The sequence below is a fragment of the Nannocystis sp. RBIL2 genome, from assembly GCF_026626745.1.
Lineage (GTDB): Bacteria > Myxococcota_A > Polyangia > Nannocystales > Nannocystaceae > Nannocystis.
Map to the genome: position 1 here is coordinate 4,530,718 of NZ_JAPNJW010000001.1, position 25,303 is coordinate 4,556,020.

General features: G+C 71.5%; 20 protein-coding genes. 12 read left to right on the plus strand and 8 right to left on the minus strand.

The annotated features are described in order from the left end of the window. The first annotated feature begins 217 nt into the window (after positions 1-217). The 3 genes from OV090_RS17815 (at position 218) to OV090_RS17825 (ending at position 5,353) form a co-directional block, all read left to right on the plus strand. Entirely contained in the window at positions 218-2,485 is a 2,268-nt protein-coding gene (locus OV090_RS17815) for a DUF1592 domain-containing protein (RefSeq protein ID WP_267704909.1), read from the plus strand. A gap of 25 nt (positions 2,486-2,510) precedes the next feature. Continuing rightward, positions 2,511-3,830 (plus strand): DUF1501 domain-containing protein, encoded by a 1,320-nt coding sequence (locus OV090_RS17820; protein ID WP_267704911.1) that lies wholly within the window; start codon positions 2,511-2,513, stop codon positions 3,828-3,830. 551 nt (positions 3,831-4,381) lie between these two features. After that, positions 4,382-5,353, plus strand: coding sequence for a serine/threonine-protein kinase (locus OV090_RS17825; protein ID WP_267704912.1), 972 nt, complete (start codon positions 4,382-4,384; stop codon positions 5,351-5,353). A 98-nt stretch (positions 5,354-5,451) separates the two neighbouring features. On the opposite strand, the gene OV090_RS17830 is transcribed toward OV090_RS17825, so the two are convergent. The 3 genes from OV090_RS17830 to OV090_RS17840 all read right to left on the minus strand — a co-directional run bounded on the left by OV090_RS17830 (position 5,452) and on the right by OV090_RS17840 (position 8,637). Further along, on the minus strand, positions 5,452-5,862 hold the full coding sequence (locus OV090_RS17830) for a VOC family protein (protein WP_267704913.1): 411 nt from the start codon (positions 5,860-5,862) through the stop codon (positions 5,452-5,454). Between the two features lie 130 nt (positions 5,863-5,992). Next, on the minus strand, positions 5,993-7,498 hold the full coding sequence (locus OV090_RS17835) for a hypothetical protein (RefSeq protein ID WP_267704914.1): 1,506 nt from the start codon (positions 7,496-7,498) through the stop codon (positions 5,993-5,995). Positions 7,499-7,689: 191 nt separating this feature from the next. Next, positions 7,690-8,637 (minus strand): serine/threonine-protein kinase, encoded by a 948-nt coding sequence (locus OV090_RS17840; RefSeq protein WP_267704915.1) that lies wholly within the window; start codon positions 8,635-8,637, stop codon positions 7,690-7,692. Between the two features lie 88 nt (positions 8,638-8,725). On the opposite strand from OV090_RS17840, the gene OV090_RS17845 reads away from it, so the two are divergent. Genes OV090_RS17845 through OV090_RS17855 form a run of 3 tightly spaced genes read left to right on the plus strand, consistent with a single transcriptional unit; the run spans position 8,726 to position 11,687 of the window. Then, positions 8,726-10,060: an NAD(P)-binding protein gene (locus OV090_RS17845; RefSeq protein ID WP_267704916.1), complete on the plus strand. Its 1,335-nt coding sequence runs from the start codon at positions 8,726-8,728 to the stop codon at positions 10,058-10,060. Beyond that, the gene (locus OV090_RS17850) at positions 10,057-10,794 is read left to right on the plus strand and encodes a glycosyltransferase family 2 protein (RefSeq protein WP_267704917.1); all 738 of its coding nucleotides are present in this window, start codon (positions 10,057-10,059) and stop codon (positions 10,792-10,794) included. The genes OV090_RS17845 and OV090_RS17850 overlap by 4 nt, the downstream gene beginning before the upstream one ends. Next, positions 10,794-11,687 carry a polysaccharide deacetylase family protein gene (locus tag OV090_RS17855; protein WP_267704918.1) on the plus strand — a complete coding sequence of 298 codons (894 nt, stop codon included), beginning with the start codon at positions 10,794-10,796 and terminating at the stop codon, positions 11,685-11,687. The genes OV090_RS17850 and OV090_RS17855 overlap by 1 nt, the downstream gene beginning before the upstream one ends. Here the strand turns inward: OV090_RS17855 and OV090_RS17860 are convergent. Next, positions 11,638-12,351: a ribonuclease H gene (locus tag OV090_RS17860; RefSeq protein ID WP_267704919.1), complete on the minus strand. Its 714-nt coding sequence runs from the start codon at positions 12,349-12,351 to the stop codon at positions 11,638-11,640. The genes OV090_RS17855 and OV090_RS17860 overlap by 50 nt on opposite strands. A 181-nt stretch (positions 12,352-12,532) precedes the next feature. On the opposite strand from OV090_RS17860, the gene OV090_RS17865 reads away from it, so the two are divergent. Next, entirely contained in the window at positions 12,533-13,585 is a 1,053-nt protein-coding gene (locus OV090_RS17865) for a hypothetical protein (RefSeq protein WP_267704920.1), read from the plus strand. Between the two features lie 167 nt (positions 13,586-13,752). Beyond that, positions 13,753-14,187: a hypothetical protein gene (locus OV090_RS17870; protein WP_267704921.1), complete on the plus strand. Its 435-nt coding sequence runs from the start codon at positions 13,753-13,755 to the stop codon at positions 14,185-14,187. An 87-nt stretch (positions 14,188-14,274) separates the two neighbouring features. Here OV090_RS17870 and OV090_RS17875 read toward each other — a convergent pair whose 3' ends face one another. Continuing rightward, positions 14,275-14,904: a glutathione S-transferase family protein gene (locus OV090_RS17875; RefSeq protein ID WP_267704922.1), complete on the minus strand. Its 630-nt coding sequence runs from the start codon at positions 14,902-14,904 to the stop codon at positions 14,275-14,277. A gap of 114 nt (positions 14,905-15,018) precedes the next feature. On the opposite strand from OV090_RS17875, the gene OV090_RS17880 reads away from it, so the two are divergent. Continuing rightward, entirely contained in the window at positions 15,019-15,606 is a 588-nt protein-coding gene (locus tag OV090_RS17880; protein ID WP_267704923.1) for a TetR/AcrR family transcriptional regulator, read from the plus strand. A gap of 128 nt (positions 15,607-15,734) precedes the next feature. On the opposite strand, the gene OV090_RS17885 is transcribed toward OV090_RS17880, so the two are convergent. From OV090_RS17885 to OV090_RS17895, 3 genes are read right to left on the minus strand one after another with little or no spacing between them, the layout of a single operon-like run. Next, the gene (locus OV090_RS17885) at positions 15,735-17,846 is read right to left on the minus strand and encodes a hypothetical protein (RefSeq protein ID WP_267704924.1); all 2,112 of its coding nucleotides are present in this window, start codon (positions 17,844-17,846) and stop codon (positions 15,735-15,737) included. Between the two features lie 38 nt (positions 17,847-17,884). After that, positions 17,885-19,738 (minus strand): SpoIVB peptidase S55 domain-containing protein, encoded by a 1,854-nt coding sequence (locus tag OV090_RS17890; RefSeq protein WP_267704925.1) that lies wholly within the window; start codon positions 19,736-19,738, stop codon positions 17,885-17,887. A 10-nt stretch (positions 19,739-19,748) separates the two neighbouring features. Further along, entirely contained in the window at positions 19,749-20,324 is a 576-nt protein-coding gene (locus tag OV090_RS17895; protein WP_267704926.1) for a thioredoxin family protein, read from the minus strand. A gap of 154 nt (positions 20,325-20,478) precedes the next feature. Here OV090_RS17895 and OV090_RS17900 point away from each other — a divergent pair, with 154 nt between their 5' ends. The 3 genes from OV090_RS17900 (at position 20,479) to OV090_RS17910 (ending at position 25,294) form a co-directional block, all read left to right on the plus strand. Continuing rightward, on the plus strand, positions 20,479-23,508 hold the full coding sequence (locus tag OV090_RS17900) for a PAS domain S-box protein (RefSeq protein WP_267704927.1): 3,030 nt from the start codon (positions 20,479-20,481) through the stop codon (positions 23,506-23,508). A gap of 228 nt (positions 23,509-23,736) precedes the next feature. Further along, positions 23,737-24,471 (plus strand): DNA repair protein RadC, encoded by a 735-nt coding sequence (gene radC / locus OV090_RS17905; RefSeq protein ID WP_267704928.1) that lies wholly within the window; start codon positions 23,737-23,739, stop codon positions 24,469-24,471. 43 nt (positions 24,472-24,514) lie between these two features. Then, positions 24,515-25,294 (plus strand): SDR family oxidoreductase, encoded by a 780-nt coding sequence (locus OV090_RS17910; RefSeq protein ID WP_267704929.1) that lies wholly within the window; start codon positions 24,515-24,517, stop codon positions 25,292-25,294. Positions 25,295-25,303: the final 9 nt, after the last annotated feature.

Sequence of the window (25,303 nt, forward strand, 5' to 3'; positions counted from 1 at the left end):
TCTGCTCGCACATGTCCGCACGGTCAGCCGTCGATCGTGCGCGGAACTGCGAGGCGTCACCGATCCTGGGTACCGGCCCGCGCGCCGCGAGGCCGCTGACCCCCGCTCGTCACACTTGCTGTGCTCGCCGGCCCCGCGATACCTTGCGACCGTGCCCCGTGCGTGGGGGAGGCTTCGTATGACCTCGACTGGCAAACGGCGCTCTGCGCCAACGCTCATGGCCCTCGGCGTCGCCGGCATCGCCGCCGGTGTGCTCGGCGCTTGCAAGGACGGCGGCGTCGACGGTGACGGCGACAGCTGCGTCTCGACCCGCGAGTACTTCGCCAACGAAGTGTGGCCCAAGGTGCTCGGCAAGACCTGCATCACCTGTCACGGGCCGGCCGGCATCGCCGAGGAGCAGGGCGCCGAGTTCCGCCTGCTGCCGGCCTCCTACCCCGGCTTCCTCGACGCCAACCTCGCCTCGGTCACCGAGAACGCCTCGGTCAGCTACGACGACCTCTCGGCGCTGCTGGCCAAGCCGACCGCCAAGACCAAGCACGGCGGCGGCGAGGTGATCAAAGCCGGCAGCGAGGAGTACCGGATCCTCGAGAGCCTGCTGAACCAGCTCGAGGCCCCGCGCGAGTGCCCCGGCAGCGACGGCGCCGACCTCGACGCGGTCGAGCTGATGGGCCCCGAGGAGACCCTGCGCAAGGCCACGCTGCACCTCGCGGGGCGGCTGCCGAGCGCCCAGGAGCTCAAGGAGGCCGCCGCGAGCGACGAGGCGCTGGCCGAGACGATCCGCGGCGTGCTCGAGGAGGACGGCTTTTACGACCGCCTCGGCGACATCTTCAACGACCTCCTGCTGACCGACCGCTACCTCGTCTACACCGGCTTCGCGGTCAACATCCTCAACTCGGAGGACTTCCCGAACGCCGGCGCGTGGTGGGAGGGCCTCGAGGGTCAGGACGAGCTGCGCGAGCAGGTCAACCGCGCCGCCGCGCGCGAGCCGATCGACCTCATCAACTACATCGTCCGCAACGACCGGCCCTTCACCGAGATCCTCACCGCCGACTACACGGTGCTGAACCCGTTCTCGGCCCAGCTCTACAATCAAGAGCTCGGCTTCGCCGATCCGACCGACCCGCGCGAGTTCAAGGAGGCCAAGCTGTTCAGCGTGCGCGGCGGCAAGAAGACGCTGCCGCACGCCGGCGTGCTCAGCTCGCCGATGTTCCTCAACCGCTTCCCGACCACGCCGACCAACCGCAACCGCCACCGCGCGCGGATGACCTACAAGCTGTTCCTCGCCACCGACGTGCTGCGGATCGGCGAGCGGCCGATCGACCCGTCGCTGTCGGAGGCGTACTCGAACCCGACGCGCGACGACAAGCAGTGCAACTTCTGCCACCAGCTCATCGACCCGGTGGCCGGCGCGTTCCAGAACTACGACGACTACGACATGGAGGTCCTGACCACGCGCGAGTGGTTCCCGGAGATGTTCGCGCCCGGCTTCGACGGCGAGGACATCCCGAAGTCCGACTTCCCCAAGTCGCTCGAGTGGCTGGCCGCGCGGCTCGTCAAGGACCCGCGGTTCGTCATCGCCACCGTCCACACCGTCTTCCGCGCGCTGACCGGCACCGAGCCGCTGCTGTTCCCGGCCGACGCCGAGGACCCGCTGTACAGCGCCAAGCTGAACGCCTGGGAGGCCCAGGACGCGCTGTTCCGCCAGATCGGCGACGACTTCGTGGCCGACGACTTCAACCTCAAGACGGTGATCGTCGGCGTCGTCATGAGCCCGTACTTCCGCGGGGTCTCGCTCGACAAGACCGAGCTGTCCGAGGCCGAGAGCGAGGAGCTCGCGGTCGTCGGCCACGGCCGGCTGTCGACGCCCGAGCTGCTGGCCGACAAGCTCCAGGCGACCACCGGGATCCGGTGGATCCGCGGCTGGGACCTCGAGGACTGGTTGACCACCGACTACCGGATCCTCTACGGCGGCATCGACTCCGACAGCATCACCCAGCGGCTGTCGAACATGAACGGCATCATGGGCGCGGTCGCCGGGCGCATGGCCAACGAGGTCGCCTGCGCCGTCACTGCCTACGACTTCTCGCGCGCGGCCGACAAGCGCAAGCTGTTCCCCGAGGTCACGCTCGACACCGTCCCGCTGTCCGACAACGGCGCCGAGGTGCCCGACAACGTCGCCGCGATCAAGGCCAACATCGTCCACCTGCACCAGCGCGTCCTCGGCGAGGCGCTGGCGGCCGACGACGCCGAGGTCGGGCGCGCCTACGACCTGTTCCTCGAGACATGGAAGGACGGCAAGGCCAACGTCGCCAGCGGGGCCGAGAACGAGTGGCTGAGCTGGTGGTGCCAGGCCCGCGTCGACCCCAACACCAACGTCGACCTGCCCGACGCCGAGAAGATCGAGACCGACAAGAACTACACGATCCGCGCGTGGATGGCGGTGATGACGTACATGCTGTCGGACTACGAGTTCCTCTACGAGTAACGACGACGACGAAGGATAAGCCACCATGGATCGCCGCAACTTCTTGAAGATCGCCGCCATGACCGGGCTCGCCGTCGCCGCGCCGGTGGGGGTGCGCCGCGCCCTCGCCGACGCCGAGCCGTACGAGGGCCCATTCTTCGTGCTCATCAGCGCCTCGGGCGGCTGGGACCCGGTGTACCTGTGCGACCCGAAGGAGCAGGGCCCGCTGAATCGCCTGTACTCCGCCGCGGCCACGCAGGGCAACATCAGCTACGCGCCGATCGGCCTCGACCCGGTCGCGCTCGGCCTCGAGGAGGCCGAGGTCGCGTACCTGATGTCGAACACCGACTTCTTCACCAAGTACGCCAGCCGGCTGCTCGTGCTCAACGGCGTCGACATGGCGACCAACAACCACGACGCCGGCGCGCGGGCGACCTGGAGCGGCCGCCTGCCGGAGGGTTTCCCGTCGTTCGGCGCCCTGGTGGCGGCCGCGCGGGCGCCCGAGAGCACCTTCGCGTACGTCAGCGCCGGCGGCTTCGACGCCACCGAGGGCCTCGTCCCGCTGACGCGCATCAGCAGCGTCGACGCGGTCAAGAAGATCGCCAACCCCAACCTCACCGACCCGAACAGCGCCGAGACGGAGAAGTTCCACTCCGACAAGACGATGGAGCGGATCCGCAAGGCCCAGACCGCGCGGCTCGAGGCGCAGATGGCCGCGGCCCGGCTGCCGCGGGCCAAGGCGGCGATGAACGAGCTGTTCCTGTCGCGCGGCGGCGAGAAGCTGCTGAAGGGCCTGACGCTGCCGGCCGAGCCGGCGACGCTGCCCGGCTATCAGCTCGGCGACCTGCAGGGCTTCATGCAGCAGAGCCAGTTCGCCGTGGCCGCCTTCAAGGCCAAGATGGCAGTGGCAGCCAACCTCAACCTCGGCGGCTTCGACACCCACGGCAACCACGACCGCGACCACGTGCGGCAGCTGGCCAAGCTGCTCGCGGGCGTCGACTTCTTCATGCAAGAGGCCGAGGCGGCCGGCATCGCCGACAAGCTGACTGTGATCGTCGGCTCCGACTTCGCCCGCGGCCCCGGCTACAACGGCGACAACGAGTACGCCGGCAAGGACCACTGGTCGGTCACCAGCGTCATGATGATGGGCAAGGGCATCAAGGGGAACCGCGTGGTCGGGGCCACCGACGCCGAGCAGTACGGCGCCCTCGTCGACCCGGCCAGCCTCGCCGTCGGCAAGGGCAAGAAGCTGACGCCCGAGAGCATCCACCTCGCGCTGCGCAAGCTGGCCGGCATCGACACCGCCGATGTCACCGCCCGCTTCCCGCTGGCCGGTGAGGACATGCCGAAGCTGCTGGCCGGCTGAGCCCGTTCGCTGCAAAGCCCGTCGCCCTCGCGCCACGCGGCGCGAGGGCGTTGGCGTGTTCGCCGCGAGCGTCGGACCTGTCCCGAAGACCGTGTGAGTGGACGCGCACGACCGCGGCCTCGTGCGTCGCCCGATCGGCGTCCACGGCTCACTGTCATATGTCCCGAAGAACATGTGCGACGACGCGCGCGGCCCAGCCCGCTGGCCGCCGCGGTCGCGAATGACATGTCCCGAAGAACATGTGCGACGACGCGCGCGACCGAGCCCGCCGAGCCCGCCGTCGGCAGGCCGTCGGGACGTCGGCGCGGCCGCGGCGCCGGTCTCTTCGTACATGTCGCAAAGACCATGTGCGTCTACGCGCGACGCAGCGGCCCCGGGGCTTGCGCGCACGTTCGCGCGCCGGTCCGCACACTTGTGCACAGTCGCTGTGGATCTCCGCGAACTCGTTTGGGGATCGTCGGCTCGTCGCGCTCGAGTCGCGACGATGACCGAGCTGTCCCGAAGACATTGCCGCCTCGAGTGAGGCGTGGTTACTCTTGTTCACCCCCCGAATGCATGAACTCAAGCGAGATCGCGAACCCGACGCGCCGCGCGCCCGATGTAGCCGCCGCGCTTCGGTCGACCTCACCGGTCGCGTCTTAGGCGGCCGATACAAGCTGCTCCGCCGCCTCGGCCACGGCGGCAGCGGCGCCACCATCTACGAGGCCGAGCACGTGGAGATCCGTCGACGCGTCGCCGTGAAGGTCCTCGACCCCGGCCTGTCCGACGCCGACGCAGTCGCGCGTTTCACCCACGAGGCCCGCGCCGCCGCGGCGCTGCGCAGCGAACACATCATCGACATCATCGACTTCGTCCGCGACGACAGCGAGCTGGTGTACATGGTGATGGAGTGCCTCGAGGGCGAAGACCTCGCGGCGACCCTGGCGAACGACGGCCCGCTCGACTGGCGACGCGTGCTGTCGATCGGCACCCAGGTGTGCCGGGCGCTGATCGACGCGCACGCCCGCGGCGTGGTCCACTGCGACATCAAGCCCGGCAATTGCTTCCGCATCAGCCGCGACGGCACCGACGACTTTATCAAAGTGCTCGACTTCGGCGTGTCCAGCGTGGGCGCGCGCGAGGGCGACGTCCGCCCGACGTCGGGCCCCGTCATCGGCACGCCCGGCTACATGCCGCAGGAGCAGCTGCGCGGCGGTCCGTACGACCACCGCGTCGACATCTTCGCCCTCGGCGTGCTGATGTTCCGCCTGCTCACCAACAAGATGCCGTACTCGGGCGGCAGCCTGTTCGTCCCGCGCCGCCCCACCAGCGGCCCCATCGCCCTCCGCCGCGCCGCGCCGGCCGTGGAGCTCCCCGACGCCTTCGAGGCGGTCATCCTCAAATCGGTGGCCGCCGACCCCGCCGAGCGTTATCCAAGCGCGAGCGAGCTGCTGGCGGCGCTCCTCGCCGTCGCCGACGCCCCGGCCCCGTCCCGCCTGACCCGCGACCCGCTGGCCTGGGGCGAGCGCTCCTCCGCGGCCTGAGCCGGCTTCTCGTTCAAAAGCAAGAGCCTGTCCGTTCGGACAGGCTCTTTGCGTTTCGGCGCAGCGCCGGCCTCACGGCTTCGCTGCGGCGCAGACGCTCACGAGCTCACGAGCTCGTCGTAGCCGCGGCCCTTGAACTGGACGAGGCACACGCCGTGGCCCCACGGGTCGGCGAGCAGCGCCATGCGGCCCCACACTGCCTCGCGGATCGGCCCCTCGACCGTGGCGCCCTCGGCCTGCGCCCGCGCGAGCGCCGGCTCGATCACCTCGACCACGACGTCGAGATGGACCGGTGTCCAGTGGCGACCGTAGTCCCGCACCGCCGCGCCGACCGGAGCGGCGGGAGTGCCGGCTGACTTTTCGAGCAGGTACAAAGGGACACCCGCGCCGAGCAGCTCGACCGCCCCGGGCCCGATCCGCCGACCCACGGTGAAGCCGAACGCGCGCACGTAAAACGCCTCGGCGGCGGAGACGTCGGGGACATCGATGTTGACGAGCAGGTCGGGCATCTCGCGGGAGATTACCGCAGACCGCCGGCATGTCCGCGCCCATCGCTCGCACACGACCGGGTGGGTCGCGCGAGAGACACTCCGCCGATTCGTGATGCGACGATCGGCCCATGAATGGGTCGAGCCGCCGTCACCCTCGCGCGCGCAGGTGCGGTCGCGCCTGCGCGTAGCACCACGCGAGCACCAGCAGCAGCGGCACCAGGCTGAGCGGGCCCGGCAGGCCGAGCATGCGGCCGAGGTTGGCGGGCCCCGCGTAGCCGGTGTCGGTCGCCCAGATCCGCGGCCACGCGTGGCCCCACAGCGAGTCGCCGAATTGCGGCGCTTCGGGGGCTGCGGCGGCCAGCAGCAGGGTGAGCGCGCCCGAGATCAGCGCCAGACCGACGACCGCCCACGGGACCGCGCGGATCGCCGGGGCCAGCGCCAGCGCCAGGAACGGCAGCATCGGCACGCAGTGGCGCGGGCCGATCGCCGCGCCGCCGTCCCACATGTAATAGCCGGCGTTGAGCGCCAGGTAGAAGCCGACCACCGCCAGGCACACGCATGCGACATGCCTCACCGGCCATGTCCCATCGACCATGCTCTTCGGGGCAGGCGGCCAGCCGCGCAGCTCACACGCCAGGCCCCAGGGCGCCAGCAGGAGCACCGGCGCGAGGTAGAACAGCCCGCGGTAGGCGCCGAACAGCAGCTCCAGCAGCACCCGCGGGTCGGGCGCGTGGATGCCGTAGTTGACGCGCATGCCCTCGGCGAACTCGGCCAGGTAGACGAAGTCGTAGCCGGTCTTGAGCGGGCCGCCGAACGCGACCGTGTGGTAGACGGCGAGAGCCGCGGCCGCCGGCACGCCGCCGAGCGCGGCCACTGCCGCGAAGCGAGGCCCGCGGTGCAGCCAGGCGAACAGCCACAGCAGCGCCACCGGCACCGCAGCCGGGTACTCGCACAGCACCGCCAGGCCGAGGCACATGCCTGTCCCGAAGGCCATGGTCCATCGACCCTGTCCCAGAAGGATGCCGGCGAACCCGAGCAGGAGCAGGTCGGCGCACAGCTGGTGGCCGTAGAAGGCCGAGCCGTAGATCAGCGCCGGCGTGGCGAGGGCGTAGGCGGCCGCCAGCAGCAGCGCGCCGGCCCGGTCGCCGAGGCGGCGCAGCGCCAGCAGATAGAGCGCCATGGCCCCGAGCACCGCGAACACGCCGACCGAGCCCACGCGGCTGACGTAGAGCGCGGTGCGGTAGGCCTGGTTATAGGCCAGGCGGTCGCCGGGGCGGCGGGCCGCGGGGTCGCGGTTCGGATCGCGGGGGTCGAGCGGGACCAGGCGGACGTCGGGCGGCTCGGCCCCGACCAGGCGCCGCGCCCCGTGGTAGAGCGCATAAGCCGGTACCGCCAGCAGCGAGGTGCCGGGCGCCTTGTCGCTGTAGAAGTGGCCGTCGCGATGGCTCTTGTCGCCGGTGGTCGCGTGGTAGTCGTCGATGACGGTCGTGCCCTGCTCGACCAGCGCGCGCGTCAGCGCCAGGCGCGAGTTCTGGTTCCACGCCGGGGGGCCCGAGAAGTACGACGTCGCCGCCAGCACCGCCACCGCCAGCGGGAGCAGCACCGGCGCCTCCGCCTTCACCAGCGCGCGCAAGCTCGCGTCTCGCCGGCGCACGCCGTCACCGGCATCTGGCGCCGCGGGTGTCGCAACGACGCGGTCACCCGCGCTTTGCCGGCCCGCGCGGTCGCTATCACCAGCACCTGGCGCCGCGCGCTCGTCTGTGGCCGTCGCCAGCGCTTCGGCGCGCTCCGGCCCGGCCTGCGCCGGCCGCGGGTCGCCGGTGCCTGGCCCTGCGGACATGTCCCTCAGACCATGGCCCGACCGCTGGCCTCGACCACCAGCGCCCCCAGCTCCTGCTGGGCGCGCTCGGCGGCGGTCGCCTCGGGGCACTGGGCCAGGCGCTGCAGCACCTGGTACGCGTTGGCGTAGCGGCGCGCCGGATCGCGGTCGAGGTTCTTGCGCACGATCTCGGCCAGCTTCGGCGACAGCCCGGGCAGGCGGCGGCTCGGGTGGCCGGCGTCGAACTTGACGATCGCGTCCATCGTCTTGAGGTCGTCGTCGGCCTTGAAGCAGCGCTGGCCCTTCAGCATCTCCCACAGCATCACGGCCAGGCCGAAGATGTCCGAAGAGACAGTCGCGGCGGCCGTCCCGACCACCCGCTCCGGGGCCATGTAGGCCTTCGAACCGGCCTGGGACATGTCGCTCTCGCGGGCCAGCCAGATGCTGGTGGCGGAGTTGTAGTCGGCCAGCATGACCTGGCCGGTGCGCGACAGCAGCACGTTGGCCGGGCAGATGTCGCGGTGGACCACATTGAGCTCGACCAGCTTGCCCTTGTCGTCGGTCTCGGCGGTGTGCACGTGGTGCAGCGCGTCGGCCAGCTGGCCCATGATGTAGACCGCGATCTCCTTGCTGACACCGCGCGGGCTGCCGACGTCGTGGCCGAGCAGCACGGACAGGTCGCAGCCGTCGATCGCGTCGAGGACGAGATAGCGCACGCCGTTCTGCGCGCCCTCGGCGTGCGCGCTCGGGATGCCCGGGTGATTGAACGCCTGATAGAGGCGGATCTCGTGCTCGAATTGGGCCGCCAATATCGCGTGCTCGGGGCCCGAGCCCGACGGCAACAGCTTGACGACGTAGGACGGCGGCGCCGCCTCCGGGTCGTCCTCGTGGCGCGCGAGGAACAAGTGGAACACCGAGCTGCGCACCGCGAGCGGCCGGACCAGACGGAACTTGCCGAGACTCTGGAGCTCCATGGACGAGCTGAGTGTGCCGCCCGCAGATCCGCGTGTCCATCGCCGAGTGCGAGGCGCCGCCCGCCGGGACCTGCTACAAGAGCGGCCCATGTCATCGCCCCCGCGAACGCCGCTCGTGGTGCTGGGAGCCGGCCTGACCGGGCTCTCGGCGGCCTGGCATGCGCGCGGGCCGGTGCTGCTGGTCGAGCGCGAGGCTCGCGTCGGCGGCCACGCCCGCAGCTATCGCCGCGACGGCTTCACCTTCGACGTCACCGGGCACTGGCTGCACCTGCGCGACCCGTCGATAAAGACGCTGGTCGAGGGTCTGTTCGGGCCCGGCGAGCTCGCCACAGTGGCGCGTCGCACCTGCATCCACAGCCACGGCGTGCAGCTGCCCTACCCGTTCCAGGCCAACCTGCACGGCCTGCCGCTCGAGGTGGTGCAGGAGTGCCTGGTCGGCTACGTGGCGGCGTGCGAGCAGGCGGCGAGGGGCGCGCCGGAGCCGCAGACCTTCGTCGGCTTCGCCGAGGCCCGCTTCGGCGCCGGGATCGCCAAGCACTTCTTCGTCCCGTACAACCGCAAGTTGTGGGGTGAGCACCTCGAGCGGCTGACCGCCGATTGGGTCTCGCGCTACATCCCGATCCCCGACACCGCGCAGGTGATCGGCGGGGCCATCGGCCTGTCGCAGGAGGGCCTCGGCTACAACGCCAGCTTCCTCGTCCCCACGGCCGGGGGCATCGACGCGGTGCCGGAGCGAATGCGCGCGGGTCTCGCCAGCCGGCCGGAGGTCGAGCTGCGGTTCGGCAGCGACATCGACGAGGTCGACGTCGTCGGTCGGCGGATCAAGCTCGGCGCCGAGGCCGACTGGCGCAGCTACGACGCGCTCGTCTCGAGCATCCCCCTGCCCGAGCTGGTGCGCCGGATCCCCGCCGCCCCGGCGGAGATTCGCGACGCCGCCGGCGCCCTGCGCCACGTCCGCTGGCGCTACCTCGACATCGCCGTCGGCGCCCCCGCGCCGTGCGACTATCACTGGGTCTACGTGCCCGAGCCGCGCCTGCCCTTCTTCCGCGTCGGCGTCTACTCGAACGCCGCCCCGCGCATGGCTCCGGCCGGCTGCAGCGGGCTGTACGTCGAGCTGAACGAGCGGACAGGTCCGATCGACCTCGCCGGCGTCTACGCCGGCCTCGTCGAGGTCGGGGCGCTGCGCGCGGCCGAGGACGTCCGCTTCGTCGAGGTCCGCGTGGTCGAGCACGCCTACGTCGTGTTCGACGCCGCCTACGCCGCTGCTCGCGCCGCGATCCTCGGCTGGCTCGAAGGACAGGGCATCCACAGCTGCGGCCGCTACGGCGGGTGGATCTACAACAGCATGGAAGATTGTCTGCTGGCCGGGCGCGCCGCCAGCGAGTGGGCGGCCGCGCGGCTCGCCGGACAGGAGCCGCGATGAGCGAGTCGTCCGCGAGGCCCGAGGTCAGCGTCGTCATCCCCGTCTACAACGAGGAGGCGATCCTCCGCGACAGCGTGCAGGGCCTCGTCCGCGGTCTCGACGCTCAGGGCCTGTCGTTCGAGCTGTGGCTGGCGGAGAACGGCAGCCGCGACCGCACCCGCGAGATCGCGGCCGAGCTCGCCGCTCTCGATCCGCGGGTGAAGTGGTTCTCGTGCCCCTCGCCCAACTACGGCGCCGCGTTGCGCATGGCGATCGAGCAAGCGGCCGGCGAGTTCGTCCTCTGCGAGGAGATCGATCTCTGCGACCTCGACTTCCACCGGCGCGCGCTGGCGCTGCTGCGCGCGGGCGCGGCCGACCTCGTCGTCGGTTCGAAGGCGATGCCGGGGGCGCACGATCGTCGGCCGCTCGGTCGGCGCGCCGCCACGCGGGCCTACAACGGCCTGCTCCGGGTCACGCTCGGCTATCGCGGCACCGACACGCACGGGCTCAAGGCGTTCCGCCGCGCGGCGCTGCTGCCGGTGGTGGCGCGCTGCATCGTCGGTCACGACGTGTTCGCCTCGGAACTGGTGATCCGGGCCCAGCGCGACGGCGTGCCGATCACCGAGATCCCGGTCGAGCTGGAAGAGAAGCGCGCGCCGTCGATCCACCTGGCGCGGCGGGTGCCGCGGGTGTTGAAGAACCTGGCGCGCCTGATGGCCGCGATCCACCTCGGGCGCGGCGCGAAGGAGCGGTGATGACGACCGAGCTGCGCGGCACGATCCTCAGCGTCGACCTCGACGACCTCGCTTGCTACCACGCGATCCACGGCCTGCCGCCGCCGACGCCGGAGCAGGCCGACGTGGTGCTCGGGCGCTGCTTGCCGCGCCTCCTCCGGCTGTTCGGCGAGACCGGCGCGCGCGCCACCTTCTTCGTCGTCGGCCGCGACCTCGAGCGCGACATGAACGGTCCCGGCCACGGCGCCGCGCTGCTCGGCCTGGCCGCGCAGTCGGGGCACGAGCTCGCCAACCACAGCTACAGCCACGCCTACGATCTGGTCGACTGGCCTTCGGGACAGGTTTATCGCGACCTGCGGCGCTGCGACGACCTCTTGCGCAAGCTCGGCGCCGAGCCGCGGGGCTTCCGCGCGCCGGGTTATTGCCACGACGAGCTGCTGCTGCAACAGGTCGGCGCGCTCGGCTACCGCTACGACAGCTCGCTGTTGCCGTCGCTGCCGTACTACGCGGCCAAGCTGGCGGCCATGGCGTGGATCCGCGTGCGCGGGCGGCGGTCGCAGTCGCGGGCTCGCGGCCTGCGGAGCTTCGTCGGGCCGGCGCACCCGTACTATCGGGCCGACGTCGGCATGTGGGAGGTGCCGATCAGCGTCAGCCCGCTGCTGCGCCTGCCGATGGTCGGGACCTTCGTGCTGCGCGGCGGCCCGCTCTACCGTGAGGCGCTGCGGCTGCCCGCGCTGCACCTCGAGCTGCACGCGCTCGATCTCGCCGACCCCGACAACGACCCGATCGATCCCGCGCTGCGCAAGCGGCAGCCCGAGCTGCGGACCCCGCTGGAGCAGCGGCTCGCGCGCCTGCGCGAGCTGATCAAACGGCGGGGAGGGGCGACTTCGATCGCCGCCGCGTTCGGGTCCTAGAGTCCTCGCGGCGGACGGCCATGGTCGCCAGCTGGTCGGCCTCTTCGTTGCCCGACTGGCCGGCGTGGCCGCGCACCTTGAGCAGCTCGACGGCGGTGAACTCGCCGAGCTTCTCCTTGATCTTCTCGATCAGCTCGAGGTTGGCCTTGGCCTTCCAGCCGCCGACCAGCACGCCGAGGCTCCAGCCGCTGTCGGTGTAGAGGAGGACGTGCGCGTCCTTGTCCTCGGGGCGCAGCATCTCGAGCGCGCGCAGGATGGCCGTCAGCTCGGCGACGTTGTTGGTGCCCTCGCCGATGAACTCGCTGTGCTCGACGGCATCTTCGCCGCGCTCGATGAGCACGCCGATGCCGGCCGGGCCGGGGTTGCCGCTGCAGGCGCCGTCGGTATGAATGATGATGGTGGCGTCGGTCGGCGCGCGGGTCGGCTCCTCGCGAACTACCTGAACAGTCGCCACGGGGGTCGGCGTCCCCGAGAAGGCGTCGTCAGAGAGGATCTCGGTATCGTCCGGAATCTCGATGAGATTCTCGGGCGTGGCGCGATAGGACTTGCTGGCCCCCAGGCGGTAGCGCATCTCGATCCGGCCGCGGTGGACGATGGGCTTGCCGGACGCGAGGACGCGAACGAACACTGTTTGATCCTTGAAAACGAAGCGTTTCCACGCCATGTGCGAGCTCCAACCAGGCCACCGAGCGGCCGCTGGTTCCGCTGCAGCGTACGGCCGCGCTGCAGAATTGGGCAGATTGGATCACTATGGACCGACAGGCGGAAAGACACATCCTCTCCCGGCCTGTACCCGGGTTATTTTGGTTGATCGATTAAAATTCGTGGCGTATTAGTGCCCCGCTATGAAGCGGACGATCCTCACGACCCTCGCTGCCACTGCGCTCCTCGCGATCCCCGCCTGCAAGGGCGGAGCGAGCGCCGCCGGCGGCAAGCTCATCCCTGAGCAAGCCACCATCATGGCCGGCATCGACGTCGGCGGCTTGCTCAAGAGCAAGCTGTACGCCGACAACAAGGCCATCGCCGAGTCGCAGGCCGGTTACAAGGAAGTTGTCGAGGCCGCGAAGGCCTGCAACCTCGATCCCGAGAAGGCGATCACTTCCGTCCTGGTCGGCACCGACGCGAAGGACGGCGTCTCGGTCGTGATCACCGGCACCGGTATCGGCGACGAGAAGAACCTGACCTGTATCGCCGACAAGGCCAAGGAGAAGAACGGCGGCAAGGTCCCGTTCACGATCGCCGACGAGGGTGGCAAGAAGGCGCTCAAGTTCGATGACGGCACCGGCTACATCGTCGACGCCGGCACCGTCGTGATCGCCAGCAAGCCGTGGGCCGCCGCGGTCAAGGATCTGGTCGACGGCAAGGGCAAGGCCGCCGTCGATGGTCCGCACAAGGATCTGTTCACCCGCGCCGACCAGAGCCGCCACATTTGGTTCGCGGGCGTCGCCCCCGAGCAGCTCGCCGGCATGGCGAAGGCGCAGGGCCAGGTCGACGTGAAGGACTTCTCGGGCTCGATCGACCTCAGCGACGGCCTCGGCGTCAAGCTCGCCGCCGGCCTCGGCTCGGCCGAGCAGGCCTCGGGCCTCAAGAAGAAGGCCGACGAGGCGCTGCCGATGGCGAAGATGGGCCTGGCGATGGTCGGCCTGCCCGCCACGGTCGCCGACACCGTCAAGATCGACGCCAAGGACGCCCTCCTCAGCTTCGAGATCTCGCTGAGCGCCAGCGACCTCAAGACGCTGCAGGAGAAGGCTGGCGGCCTCGGTGGCCTCGTCGGCGGCGGCGCCGGTGGCCCGCCCCCCTCGGCCGAGCCGGCCATCCCGCCCCCGGCCGCTCCAGCTGACCCGGCTGCCGCTCCGGCCGCGCCCCCGGCCGACCCGGCCGCCGCGCCCGCGCACTGAGCCCCGTCGCCGCGCGCTTGCGCCGCGGCCGTGGATCCTCTAAAGAGTCCCGGCCCTCTCGACTCCGCGTCGAGAGGGCCGCTCCTTTTCGGGCCTGTCCACACCGGTCAGGCCCGGACAACCACCTTCGTAGCTGCTGATGGCGGCGAACATCGAGGCGGATCGCAATGCCCAAGACCACACCCCTGCAACACGTCAAGAAGCTCTTCGGTTCCAAGGACCAACTCGTCGCCCGCGTGGCCGAGCTCCTGCCCAGCTCGTTCTCGGGCGAGTCGGCCGAGGACTTCAAGAAGCGCCTGAAGTACGTCGCCAACAGCAAGCTCATCCGCCTCGTCGAGATCGGTGAGCAGGCCAAGAAGCTGGGCGGCGTCCAGGCCATCGTCGACAAGATCGCCGAGCTCAAGGGCCAGGCCAAGGACAAGGACTTCAAGGCCGCGCTCGCCAAGTTCAGCCTGCCCAGCCTCGTCGACCTGCACCAGAGCCTGACCCGCAAGGCCAAGAAGGCGCCGGCCGAGGCCAAGCAGCCCGAGGCCAAGAAGCCCGAGGCCAAGAAGCCCGAGGCCAAGAAGACCGAGAAGAAGGCCGAGAAGAAGAAGGCCTGAGCGCCTGTCTGAAGGGACAGCCCAGGAGGGCCGCGGCACATCGCCGCGGCCCTTCGCGCTTTCGGGACCCGAGCGCGCGCCTGGTCGCTACGCCGCGGCGCGCTGCTGCGGCCATGGGTCGGCCCACGCGGGCAGCTGGCGCAGGCGCTCGAGCCAGCGGACGACGTGGGCGAAGTCCGCCAGCGGCATCTCCGACTCGCGCCAGTCGGTCGCCATCGACGCGAGGTGGAAGTCGGCGATCGTCAGCCGCCCGCAGGCGACGAACTCTCGCCCCTCGAGGTGCCGGTCGAGCACCCGGGCGAAGCGCCGCAGGTTGTCGACCTTCGCCTTCAATTCCTCGCGGTCGGGCTCGCCGAACCCGAACGACGGTTTGATGATGTGCTCGAAGTAGAACGGCCCCACCGCCTCCGACCAGTGGCAATCGTTCCAGCCGAGCCAGCGCATCACCTCGACCTGCTCGGACGGCGCGTGCGCGGGCCACATGTGGGAGCCGGCCTGAATGCACAGATGGGCCATGATCGCCGAAGACTCCCACAGCACGAACTCGCCGTCGACCAGGGTCGGCGCCTTCATGTTGGGGTTGAGCCGGGCGTACGTCGGCTGCTTGAGGTCGCCGCCGACCAGGTCGACCTCGACGAACTCGGCCGCGATCCCGAGGTGCTTCGCTAGCGCCACGACGCGCCGCGGCGCCTGTGCCTTGAACCAGTAGATCTGCATGATCATCCTCCACGAGCGGCTCGTATCGACCGCTCGCCGGCAAACGTAGCCCGCAACTATATATGTTCAAGAACATATTCTCGGCCGTGCTACCACCGGACGAGGAACCTCGCGATGCCCTACTCCGCCGAGCACAAGGCCCGCACGCGCGAGCGCATCGTCATGGCCGCGCGCGCGCTGTTCAATCGCCACGGGTTCGAGCCGGTCTCGATCGACCAGATCATGGCCCGCGCCGAGCTCACCCGCGGCGGTTTTTATAATCACTTCCCCAGCAAGGCCGCGCTGTACGCCGAGGCCGTCGGCAGCTACGTCGACTGCAACCCGTTCGCGCTGCGCCTGGCTCAGTCGCGGCGCCCGCCGCCCGAGGCGCCGAAGCTGGCGCGCATGCTGATCGAGCGCTACCTCAGCGACGAGGTGCTCGAGGACAGCGACCAGCACTGCCCCCTCTACGCGTTGCCGTCCGACGTCGTCCGCGCCGGCCCCGAGCCGCAGCGGGCCTACACTGCGGTGCTCCACAGCATGGCCGGGGTCCTGCGCCGCGCGCTGCCGGACTGCTGCCCCGACGCCGATACCCGCGTCCAGCTGATCGTGACGCTGTGCGTCGGCAGCATGGTCCTCGCCCGGGCGACGCACGACCCGGCCCTGAGCAAGGCCGTCCGCGCCACCGCCCGCAAGCAGGCGCTCGCGCTCCTGGCGGCGTGACAGCGACCTGTCCGCGAGGACAGCCGACGCCGCTCGCGGAACGCGGCGACCAGTGACCTGCCCGCAAGGACAGCCGACGCCTCCGCGAGCGAGGCGCGTCCGCTACGACCTGTCCGCGGGGACAGGCGTCACTTGTCGGCGATGACCGCGTGCGAGCCGATGTTGCCGAACGCGTCGCGGGCGCGCAGGACCACGCGGTGGCGGCCGGGGGCCAGCGGCTCGGGGAGGGTCAGCTGGAAGCCCTCGCGGCCGGTGTCGAACAGGCCGTCGCTCGGGCTGGCGGCGCGGAACGGGCCGCCGTCGACGCTGAAGGCGACGTCGTGGATCTGGCCGCCCTCGTCGCTGGCGGTGCCGGTGATCGAGAGGCCGCTGACCTTGACGCCGTCGATCGCGGGGCGCTTGTGGTCGACGACGAACGGGGCCGACACGACCTCGTCACGGGCCGCGCGGGCGATGCCGTTGCTCGGCTCGTCGCTGGCGATGACCTGGGCCTCGTAGACGCCGTCGGGCACGCTGTCGAGGTCCCACTTGTACTCCTTCTTGGTCACCTGCTCGGCGCCGCTGAGGGAGATCCACTCCTTGTCGGAGGTGCCCTCGGGGCGCACGCGGACCTCGTAGACCAGGTCGTCGTCGTCGCGCGCCTCGGCCTTCCACTTGATCGTCAGCTTGCCGTCGGGCTCGTCGTCGTCGCCGAGCTCGAACTCGGGCCGGGCGACGTCGACCCCGGCCACCAGCGGCGCCAGGTTCTCCGGGGCGTAGAACAGCTGCACGTCGCGCAGCTCGCCGCCGTCGGCCAGAGTCACCTCGAGCTCGACGAAGCGGCGCGTCGGCAGGGCCAGCGCGCCCGCCAGGGCGTCGCCTTCCTTCTTCAGGCTGACCGGCTTCCACTCGCTCCAGCGCTTGTCGGGCTCCTCGCCCGGGCCGCTGCGGGCGCGCAGCGTCACGCCCTTGCCGCGCAGGTACACCGCGCCGAAGGTCGACGGCTGCTTGGCGTCGAGCACCTTCGTCCTGTACCTGGCCTTTTGGGCAGGTGCGACCGCGAGCCGGTAGGCGCCCGCGCCGTCGCCGGTGGTCGCCAGCACCGCGCCGTCGCCGAGGCGGCACAGCGCGGTCGCCTGGCGCTCGTCGAGGTCGGCGACCGTGGCGACGTCGCGGCGGCCGCGGACGCGGTAGACCTTGCCCTGCTGCGAGGCGGACACCAGCACCTCGCTGCCCTTGCCGCCGGCGAGCAGGCCGGTGAAGTACTGCTTGTCCTTGTGCAGCCACGACTCCCAGGTCGCCTCGGAGGCGCGGGCCAGGTCGCGCTTGGCGCCGAGGGCGACGAAGAACAGGTCGGCCGACGACTGCGCCCCGCCGCCGCCCGACGTCGCGTCGAGCGTGCCCTCGGCCGGCTGGCCGACCAGGCTGGTGCGGTTGAGGTTCTTGGTCAGCGCCTGGACCGACGACAGGCCACGGTCGCTGAAGTCGTTGACCGCGGCGACCAGGCCGCCGTCGACCAGCGCGAGCGCGCGGACCTCGTCGCCGGCGAAGTCGTGGACCAACACGCCGTCGCTGGCGGGGCCGACCTGCAGCACCTTCGCCCCGGGCGAGGTGCCGACGACCACGTCCTTGCCGACCGACAGCACCGCGAGGATGTCCTTCTCGTCGGAGTCGAGCACGACCTTGGGGTCCTTGCCGCTCATGTCGAGCGAGAACAGCTCGCCCTTCGGACCTGTCCCGACGAGCAGGCGCCCCTCGTGCGGCACGAGGGCCCAGATCTGGTCGACCGCGAGCTTGGCGAACTCGCTGACCTTGCCCTTGGCGTCGATGCGGTGGATCGTCCCGCCGGGCAGGGTCGCCGCCAGCACGTCGCCGCCGGGCAGGGTCGTCAGCGCGGACACCACCGCGCCGGGCAGCTCGGCCAGCTTGGTCGCCGCCGGCTCGGCCGCGCCGGCCTTGCTCGGGGTGGTCAGCTTGATCCGCTGCACCGCGGATCGATCGGCAGTGCCGAGGTACACCGCGCCCTTGTCCTTCGGGTCGGCCACGCACGAGAACACGCTCGCCGCGCCCTTCACCTCGCCGCGCGCCGGCACGAGGCCGACGGTGACCTTGCCGGAGCCCTCGATCGCCGCGCCCTCGGCCTCGCCGGCGTCGAAGTCGTCGAAGTCGCCGAGGTGAAAGCTGCGCGTGCCGCCGGCCCCGGCGCTCGCGGGCGCGAGGGCGAGCAGCGCCGCGAACGGCACATATGTACGAAGGAACATGCGCGAAGGGACAGTCATGGTCGAGGCTGGACGAGTCGTCAATCGGGATCCGGCGCGGCGAACTTCCGCTTCGGCTTGACGCTGAGCTTGAGCGTGTGCTCGCCCTCGATCAGCGCCGGGCGCGGGATCACCCGCCGCGCCATCTGCTTGAAGCGGACCGCCGAGGTGGTGCTGCCGGTGTGCGCGAGGCTCTCGAGCACGCTGGCCGGCAGCTCGGGCAAGAGCCCGTGGCGGGTCGAGAGGCCCTCGGCCTCGCGGTAGATGGTGGCGACCAGGCTGCGCGCCGGGTAGGTGTCCTGCAGCGTGTCGATCAGGTCGTCGAGCGAGCTCGGCATCGGCCGCGGCGGGCGAGCGTTGTCGCCGCCGGTGACCTCGATCTGGATGTCCTGCTCGGCGGCGTCGTCGGGCACGCGCAGGGCCAGGGTCTCGGTGTGCTCGGCGCCGCGGTAGTCGCGGAGGCGCAGTTCGAGAGTCACGAGGTCGCCGGCGTGGACGTCCGCGTCCGCGAGGCGGATCGACTCGAGGATCTCGACCGGGCTGTCGTAGCGCAGGGTCGCGGTCTGGCGGACGCCTCGCAGCTTGGCGACCTCGAAGTCGTTGTTGAGCAGCGCCGCCATGATCAGCGCCCCGCGGCCGCGGCCGAGCGCGCGCGCGTCGACGCCGGCCGGGAAGAACTCCTCGGTCTTGACGGTGACGGTGCGCGGGCCCTTGCTGGTGGTGACGTCGATGTGGTGGACGACCTCGGCGACCACCTCGGTGCCGTCGGCCGCGCCCTCGCCGAGCGCGTCGACCAGCAGGCTGGCCGTCAGCGCCGGGGTGAGGTCGACGCCGAGCGCGACCTCGCTGTGGTAGACGCGCGGCGGCATGTCGGGCTCCGGCGCGCGCAGCTCGGTGGTCACCGGGATCATCGGCGCGCCGACGTCGGTGCGCAGCGAGATCGCCGCCTGGCGGTCCTGGATCATCGAGCCGCGCACGTGCAGCGCGCTCGACAGCTTCACCGAGCGCTCGACGCTGGGGATGATCACGTGGACGCGCGCGTCGGCGATCGGCAGGTTGCTCGGGCCGGCGCCGAGCATCTCGTGGCCGAACGCCAGCAGCTTCTCGCCCTGCTTGCCGCCGACCCACGTCACGGTGCCGTTGGGCGCGACCGCGTTGTCGCCGCGGATCAGCACCACCGACACCGAGTCGCCGCCCTGCCAGGTCTTGGCCGGCGCGGTCTTGGCGTCGCCGACGGCCGTGCCGCCGCTGCCGCCGCGCGCGGGCACGAGGCCGAGAGTGTCGGCGAGGTAGCGGGTCGCCTCGGCCCCGAGGCCGCTCACCGACATCGGCGCGCCGAGCGGCGCCAGGCCGCCCTGCGGCGTCAGGTCGTCAGGGCGACGCCGCTGCGGCAAGGGCGTGGTGCCGAGGCCGAGCATCGCGTCGGCCCACCCGGCCGCGCCGTCGCGGGCGGTCGCGCGGACCTTGTTGTGCGGCAACACTTCTGGCCGAAAGGGCAGCTCGCCGACGGCGAACATGTTGGAGATCGGGGTGATGCCGCCGATCGGGTCCTTGTTGAAGCGGTAGCCGTAGGCCAGCGCGCCGACCAGCTTGCCGTCGATGTAGATCGGGCTGCCGCTCATGCCGCCGACGATGCCGGAGTGGACCATCCGCGGGTCGGACGAGCGAAACAGGATCGCGTCCTGGCGCGGCAAGTAGTCGCGGATGACGTCGATGACCTCGATCTCGAAGCGGTCGGTGCCGGTGCCGGAGAAGACGGTGACCGCGTGACCCTTCATGCCGGGGCGCACGTCCTCCACGGGCATGATGTCGGGCCGCGCGGCGGCGGCGGGGCGCAGCGCGAGCGCGCCGAGCAGCGCGAACCCGGCGGCACCGCGGCGAGCGTAGCGACGCACGTTCCGGGGCTCAGGACTTGGCATGGCGTTCGAGGGCTTGACGCATCGCGCCGACGAGGTCGTCGTGCGGCGAATAGTAGTACTTGTAGCGGCGGCGCGAGGCGTTGAGCAGCTCGTGGTCGAGCTCGCCGGCGGCGTCGAAGAACAGCACGCGCGGGACGTAGCGGCCGTCGGGGCCGTACTGCTGGCTCGCCGGCTCGAGGTCCTGGTCGACGTTGATCATGACGAAGCGGTCGGACAGGTCCACCAGCGCCGGGTCGGAGAAGGCGGGCCGCAGCGCCTTGCACTGCGAGCACCACGACGCGTGGACGACCAGCATGATCGGCCGCTTGAGGCTCGCGGCCTCGCGGAAGCCCTCCTCGAGGCCGCGCCAGGCGATGCCGTCGCCGAAGCCGTTGGCCGGGGCGGTGGCGGTGCGCGCGGGCCCGGCCGGAGCCGCGGCGCCGCTCGCCGGCGTGGGCTCGCCGGCGGGTCGCTGTTGAACGGCGGTCGACGGGTCGCCGCCGCAGCCGGGGAGGAGGAGCGCGCCGGCTGCCGCGACGGCAGGTGCGAGGGCGAGCGCGAGGACCAGGCGGGTCGAGGTCACGGCCCGCAACCATACCACGCGCGATCTGCGAGATCCCGCGCCGAAGCAGCAGCGGGCCGGCGTGCGTCGACGCGGCGGCAAAGGAGCCCGCGTGCGCCCCCTCATGGGCGGTTGCCGGCGCCGCGCAGCCGTGCTGTCATGCCACCACTCCAGGATGCCGCCCTCGCTCAGCGACCTCCTCGAGGATAGCGACGAAAAGTTCGCGGCGGTCGACGCCGACGGTCGCATCCTCGTCTGTAGCCGCGCGCTCCGCGAGACGCTCGGCTGGTCCGAAGAACATGTCGCAACGGCCAGCCTGCTGGCGGCCGTGGCGCCAGATTACCGCGACAAGGTGCGCGGCTTCCTCAGCCGGGTGTTCGCCGGCGAGGCCGACGTCCGCGGCCACACGCAGGTGGTCACGCAGGACGGCCGGCGGCTCGAGCTGCACATGCGGCTGCACCGGATCCGCGACGGCCAGAGCGCGTGGGTCGCCATGCAGTGCGAGATGGCGCGGGTCCACGGGCAAATCGGCGGCATCCTGGCCACCGCCACCGGGGTCGGTCTGATCGCGGTCGACATCGCCGGCCGGATCGTCCGCTTCAACCGCGGGGCGGAGCGGATCTACGGCATGGCCGCCGAGGACGTGCTCGGCCGCCACTTCGACACCCTGCCGAGCGACCCCGACGAGGTGGACGAGCGGATCCGCGAGCTGTCGCAGGAGTTCGGCCGCCCCGCCACCAAGCTCGACACGTACACCCTGCGCGCCCGCGAGTACGGCTCCGACGACCACTCGTCGACGATCCTCCGCGCCGACGGCACCCGCGCGTACGTCGAGGTCGTGACGTCGCCGCTGCGCGAGGCCACCGGCGAGGTGATCGGCTACGTCGGGATCTTGCGCGACGTCACCGCCTCGCGCGTGGCCCAGGCCGAGCACGAGCGGCTGGCCAACCGCCTGCGCGGCGCGCTGCTGGCGAGCACCGACTCGATCGTCGTCGCCGAGCGGGTCGACGACGAGGACGGCCGCTTCGACCTCGTGATCGTCGAGGTCAACCCCGGCACCACCCGCCTGATGAACCGCCCGCGCGAGAAGCTGATCGGCATGCGCGTGTCGGAGTTCGCCGGCGCGCGCCGGATGTCGGCCTTCCTCGCCAAGTACGAGCGGGTGTTCGCCACCGGCGAATCCCTCGACGAAGACATCCGCATCGACTCGGAGCTGCTGCCCGGGGTCGAGTGGCTGCGCCACCAGGCCGTGCGCATCGGCGGCGGCGTCGCCATCACCACCCGCGACATCACCAAGCGCAAGCGCAGCGAGGTCCAGCTGCGCAACAGCGAGCAGCGCCTCAACATGGCCCTCGAGGCCGCCGGCGACGAGCTGTGGGACTGGGACCTGGTCGCCGGCACCGTGTTCTTCACCCGCGGCCGCGACAACGCCAGCCACACCTACTCCGAGGCCGAGCTGGCCCACGCGGTCCACCCCGACGACCGCGAGGCCTTCCACGAGGCTGTCCGTAAGCACATGTCCGGAGAGGCACCCACGTTCCACTGCGAGTACCGGGCGCGCACCAAGGGCGGGCACCGGTGGGTGCTGGGGCGCGGGCGGGTGGTCGCGCGCGACGGCGCCGGGCGAGCCCTGCGGCTGATGGGCACGCAGACCGACATCAGCGCGCGCCGGCGCCAGGAGGATGCGCTGCGCCAGGCGGTGCGCGCGGCCGAGGCGGCCAGCCGGGCCAAGAGCGAGTTCCTCGCCCACGTGAGCCACGAGATCCGCACGCCGATGAACGGCATCCTCGGCATGGTCGAGCTGGCGCTGCTCGATGACCCGCCGGCGCCCGCGCGCGAGCGCCTGCGCGTGATCCAGGACTCGGCGCGCTCGCTGCTGGCGGTCATCAACGACCTGCTCGACGTCACCAAGATCGAGGCCGGCAAGCTGGCGCTCGCGCCGGTCCCGTTCGACCTGCACGCGACCATGCAGCGCACCATCGACGCCCTGCGCCCGCGCGCCGAGGAGCAGGGCCTGCGGTTCGCCGCCGCGCTCGCGCCCGCGGTCCCGCGCTGGCTGGTCGGCGACCCCGACCGCCTGCGCCAGGTGCTGGTCAACCTGATCGGCAACGCGATCAAGTTCACCTCGCACGGCGAGGTCCAGGTCGAGGTCGCCGCACAGGTGACCGACGAGCGGGCCCGCCTGCGCTTCGCGGTGCGCGACACCGGCATCGGCATCGCCCCCGAGCGGCTGTCGGCGATCTTCGTCCCCTTCGAGCAGGGCGACGCCTCGACCACGCGGCGCTTCGGCGGCACCGGCCTCGGCCTGACGATCGCCGACCGCCTGGTGCGCCTGATGGGCGGCGCGATCGCGGTCGACAGCAAGGTCGGCGTCGGCAGCATCTTCTCCTTCGAGGTCGAGCTGCCGTGCGCGCGCGAGACCCCGCGGCCCGAGTCGCGCACGCCGCCAGCCAAGCTGTCGCGCGCGACCCGGCGGCTGCGCGTGCTGCTGGCCGAGGACCACCCGATCAATCAATTGGTCGCGGCCGAGATGCTGCGCGGCGCCGGCCACGAGGTCGCGGTGGTCCACGACGGCCACGCGGCCCTGGCCGCCGTCGAGTCGACCCGCTTCGACCTGGTGCTGATGGACGTGCAGATGCCCGGCATGGACGGCTGGGAGGCGGCGGCGGCCATCCGCAAGCACCCCGACACGCGCGTGCGCGCCGTGCCGATCGTGGCGATGACCGCCCGCGCGACCGAGTCCGACCGCCTCCACAGCCTCGAGCGCGGCATGGACGGCTTCCTCACCAAGCCGGTCCAGATCGCCGACCTGCAGGCAGTGCTCGCCACCATCGGCGAGCGCCCCAACGGCGCAGTCGAAGACTGGGACGCCGTCAGCAAGCGCGTCGCCGGCTCGCGCGCGACCCTGCTGCGCATGATCGAGATGGCCCGCGAGGAGGCGCCGAAGCTGGCCGAAGTGCTGCGCTCGTCGGCCCCCAGCGACCCCGAGGTGATGCGCCAGGCGGCCCACCGCGCCGCCGGCACCGCGGCGATGTTCAGCGCCGGCGAGCTGCTCGGCCTCGCCCGTGAGCTCGAGGGCGTGGCCGGCCAGGCCAGCGAGAAGGAGCGGATCGCCCGCGTCGAGCGCCTGATCGACGCCATGTTCCGCCTCACCGACGACCTGGTCGCTCACGGGCGCGAGCTGGCCGCCGAGACGAGCTCTTGAGCTTCGGGGACATGTCCGCGAGGGCATGTCCGAGCGAGCAGGTCTGAAGAGGCATGTCGGTCAAGACATGTCACCGCGCTTGTGCGACGGCCGTCGGGTGACGCACCCGGCCGGCCCCTCTCGTGTCCAGCCGGCGGGACGCCCGGCCAGCCGGCGGGACACCTGAGGCCGCGGGTCCGCGTCGCCCTGCGGCTTCTCGCTGGCACGCGGCTTGAAGTCTCTTGGGACATGTCTCAAGGGAGCGGCGAGAGTCGTGGCGAAGAACCCGAGGCCGGCGCGCGGGCGCGGGCGATCGAGCGGCCCCGCGAGCGCATGTACGCGTTCGGGCCGGCAGTGCTGAGCAACGTCGAGTTGGTCGCGCTGCTGCTCGGCGGCGGGCGGGCCGAGCAGCGGGCGCTGGCGCTGCTGCAGCGTCTGGGCGGGCTGTCCGGGCTGATGCGCGGCCTGCCGCAAGAGCTGGCAGAGTCGCCGGGCATCGGCGAGGCCTCGGCCACCGCCGTGTGCGCGGCGGTCGAGCTGGCGCGAAGGATCGGTCAGCTCCAGCTGCCGGTCGAGGCCGCGGTGCGCGGCTCCGACGACGTACGCCGGTTCGTCCACGCCCACCTGCGCGGCCGCTCGCAGGAGGTGTTCATGATTTTGGGCCTCGACAGCCGGCGGCGGATCCGCCTGATCAAGGAGGTCGGGCTCGGCAGCGTCGCCCACGTGCACGTCCACCCGCGCGAGGTGTTTCGCCCGCTCACCCAGGCCGGCGCGCACTCGGTGATCCTCGTCCACAACCATCCGAGCGGCGAGCCGAACCCCAGCGAGAGCGACGTCGGCCTCACCCATCGCCTGGTCGAGTGCGGCTGGTTGATGGGCATCCCGGTCGTCGACCACCTCATCGTCACCGACGGCGGCTGCACCTCCATGCTGGCCCTGGGGCTCCTCCCCGAGCCTCCTCTGCCCCCGGAGGCCCCGCTGTGACCGCCGTGCCGCGCGCGCGTGAATCGTGCTACGTCCTCGCGCCATGGACCTCGGTCTCCAGCACAAAGTCGCGATCGTCACCGGCGGCAGCGAGGGCATCGGCCGCGCCACCGCCCGCGCGCTCGCCCTCGCCGGGGCGCGCGTCGTCATCTGCGCCCGCCGGGCCGACGTGCTCGCCAAGGCGATGCACGACCTGTCCACCGAGACAGGCGCCGAGGTGCTCGCCATGCCGGTCGACGTGCGCGAGCCGGCCGACGTCATGCGCCTGGTCGACGGCGTCGTCGCCCGCCTCGGCCGCATCGACGTCCTCGTCAACAACGCCGGCACCGCGGCCTCCGGCGCGTTCGAGTCGCTCACCGACGACGCCTGGCAGGACGACCTCGACCTCAAGCTGTTCGCCGCGCTGCGCCTCATCCGTCTCGCCATCCCGCACATGCGCAAGGTCGGCGGCGGCAGCATCGTCAACCTTCTCAACATCGGCGCCCGCCAGCCGGCCGCCGGCTCGATGCCCTCGACCGTCAGCCGCGCCGCCGGCCTGGCCCTCACCAAGGCGCTGTCGAAGGAGCTCGCACCCGAGCAGATCCGCGTCAACGCCGTCCTCATCGGCCTGGTCAAGAGCGCCCAGCACGACAAGAAGCGCAACCCGACCCTCGACCGCGACCGCTTCTACGCCGACATGGCCCGCCAGGGCCAGGTGCCCCTCGGCCGCGTCGCCGAGGCCGAAGAAGCCGCCGACCTCATCACCTTCCTGGCGTCGGCCCGCGCCGCCTTCATCACCGGCGCTGCGATCAACTTCGACGGCGGCGCCAGCGCGGTGCCGTGAGCAAGCAGG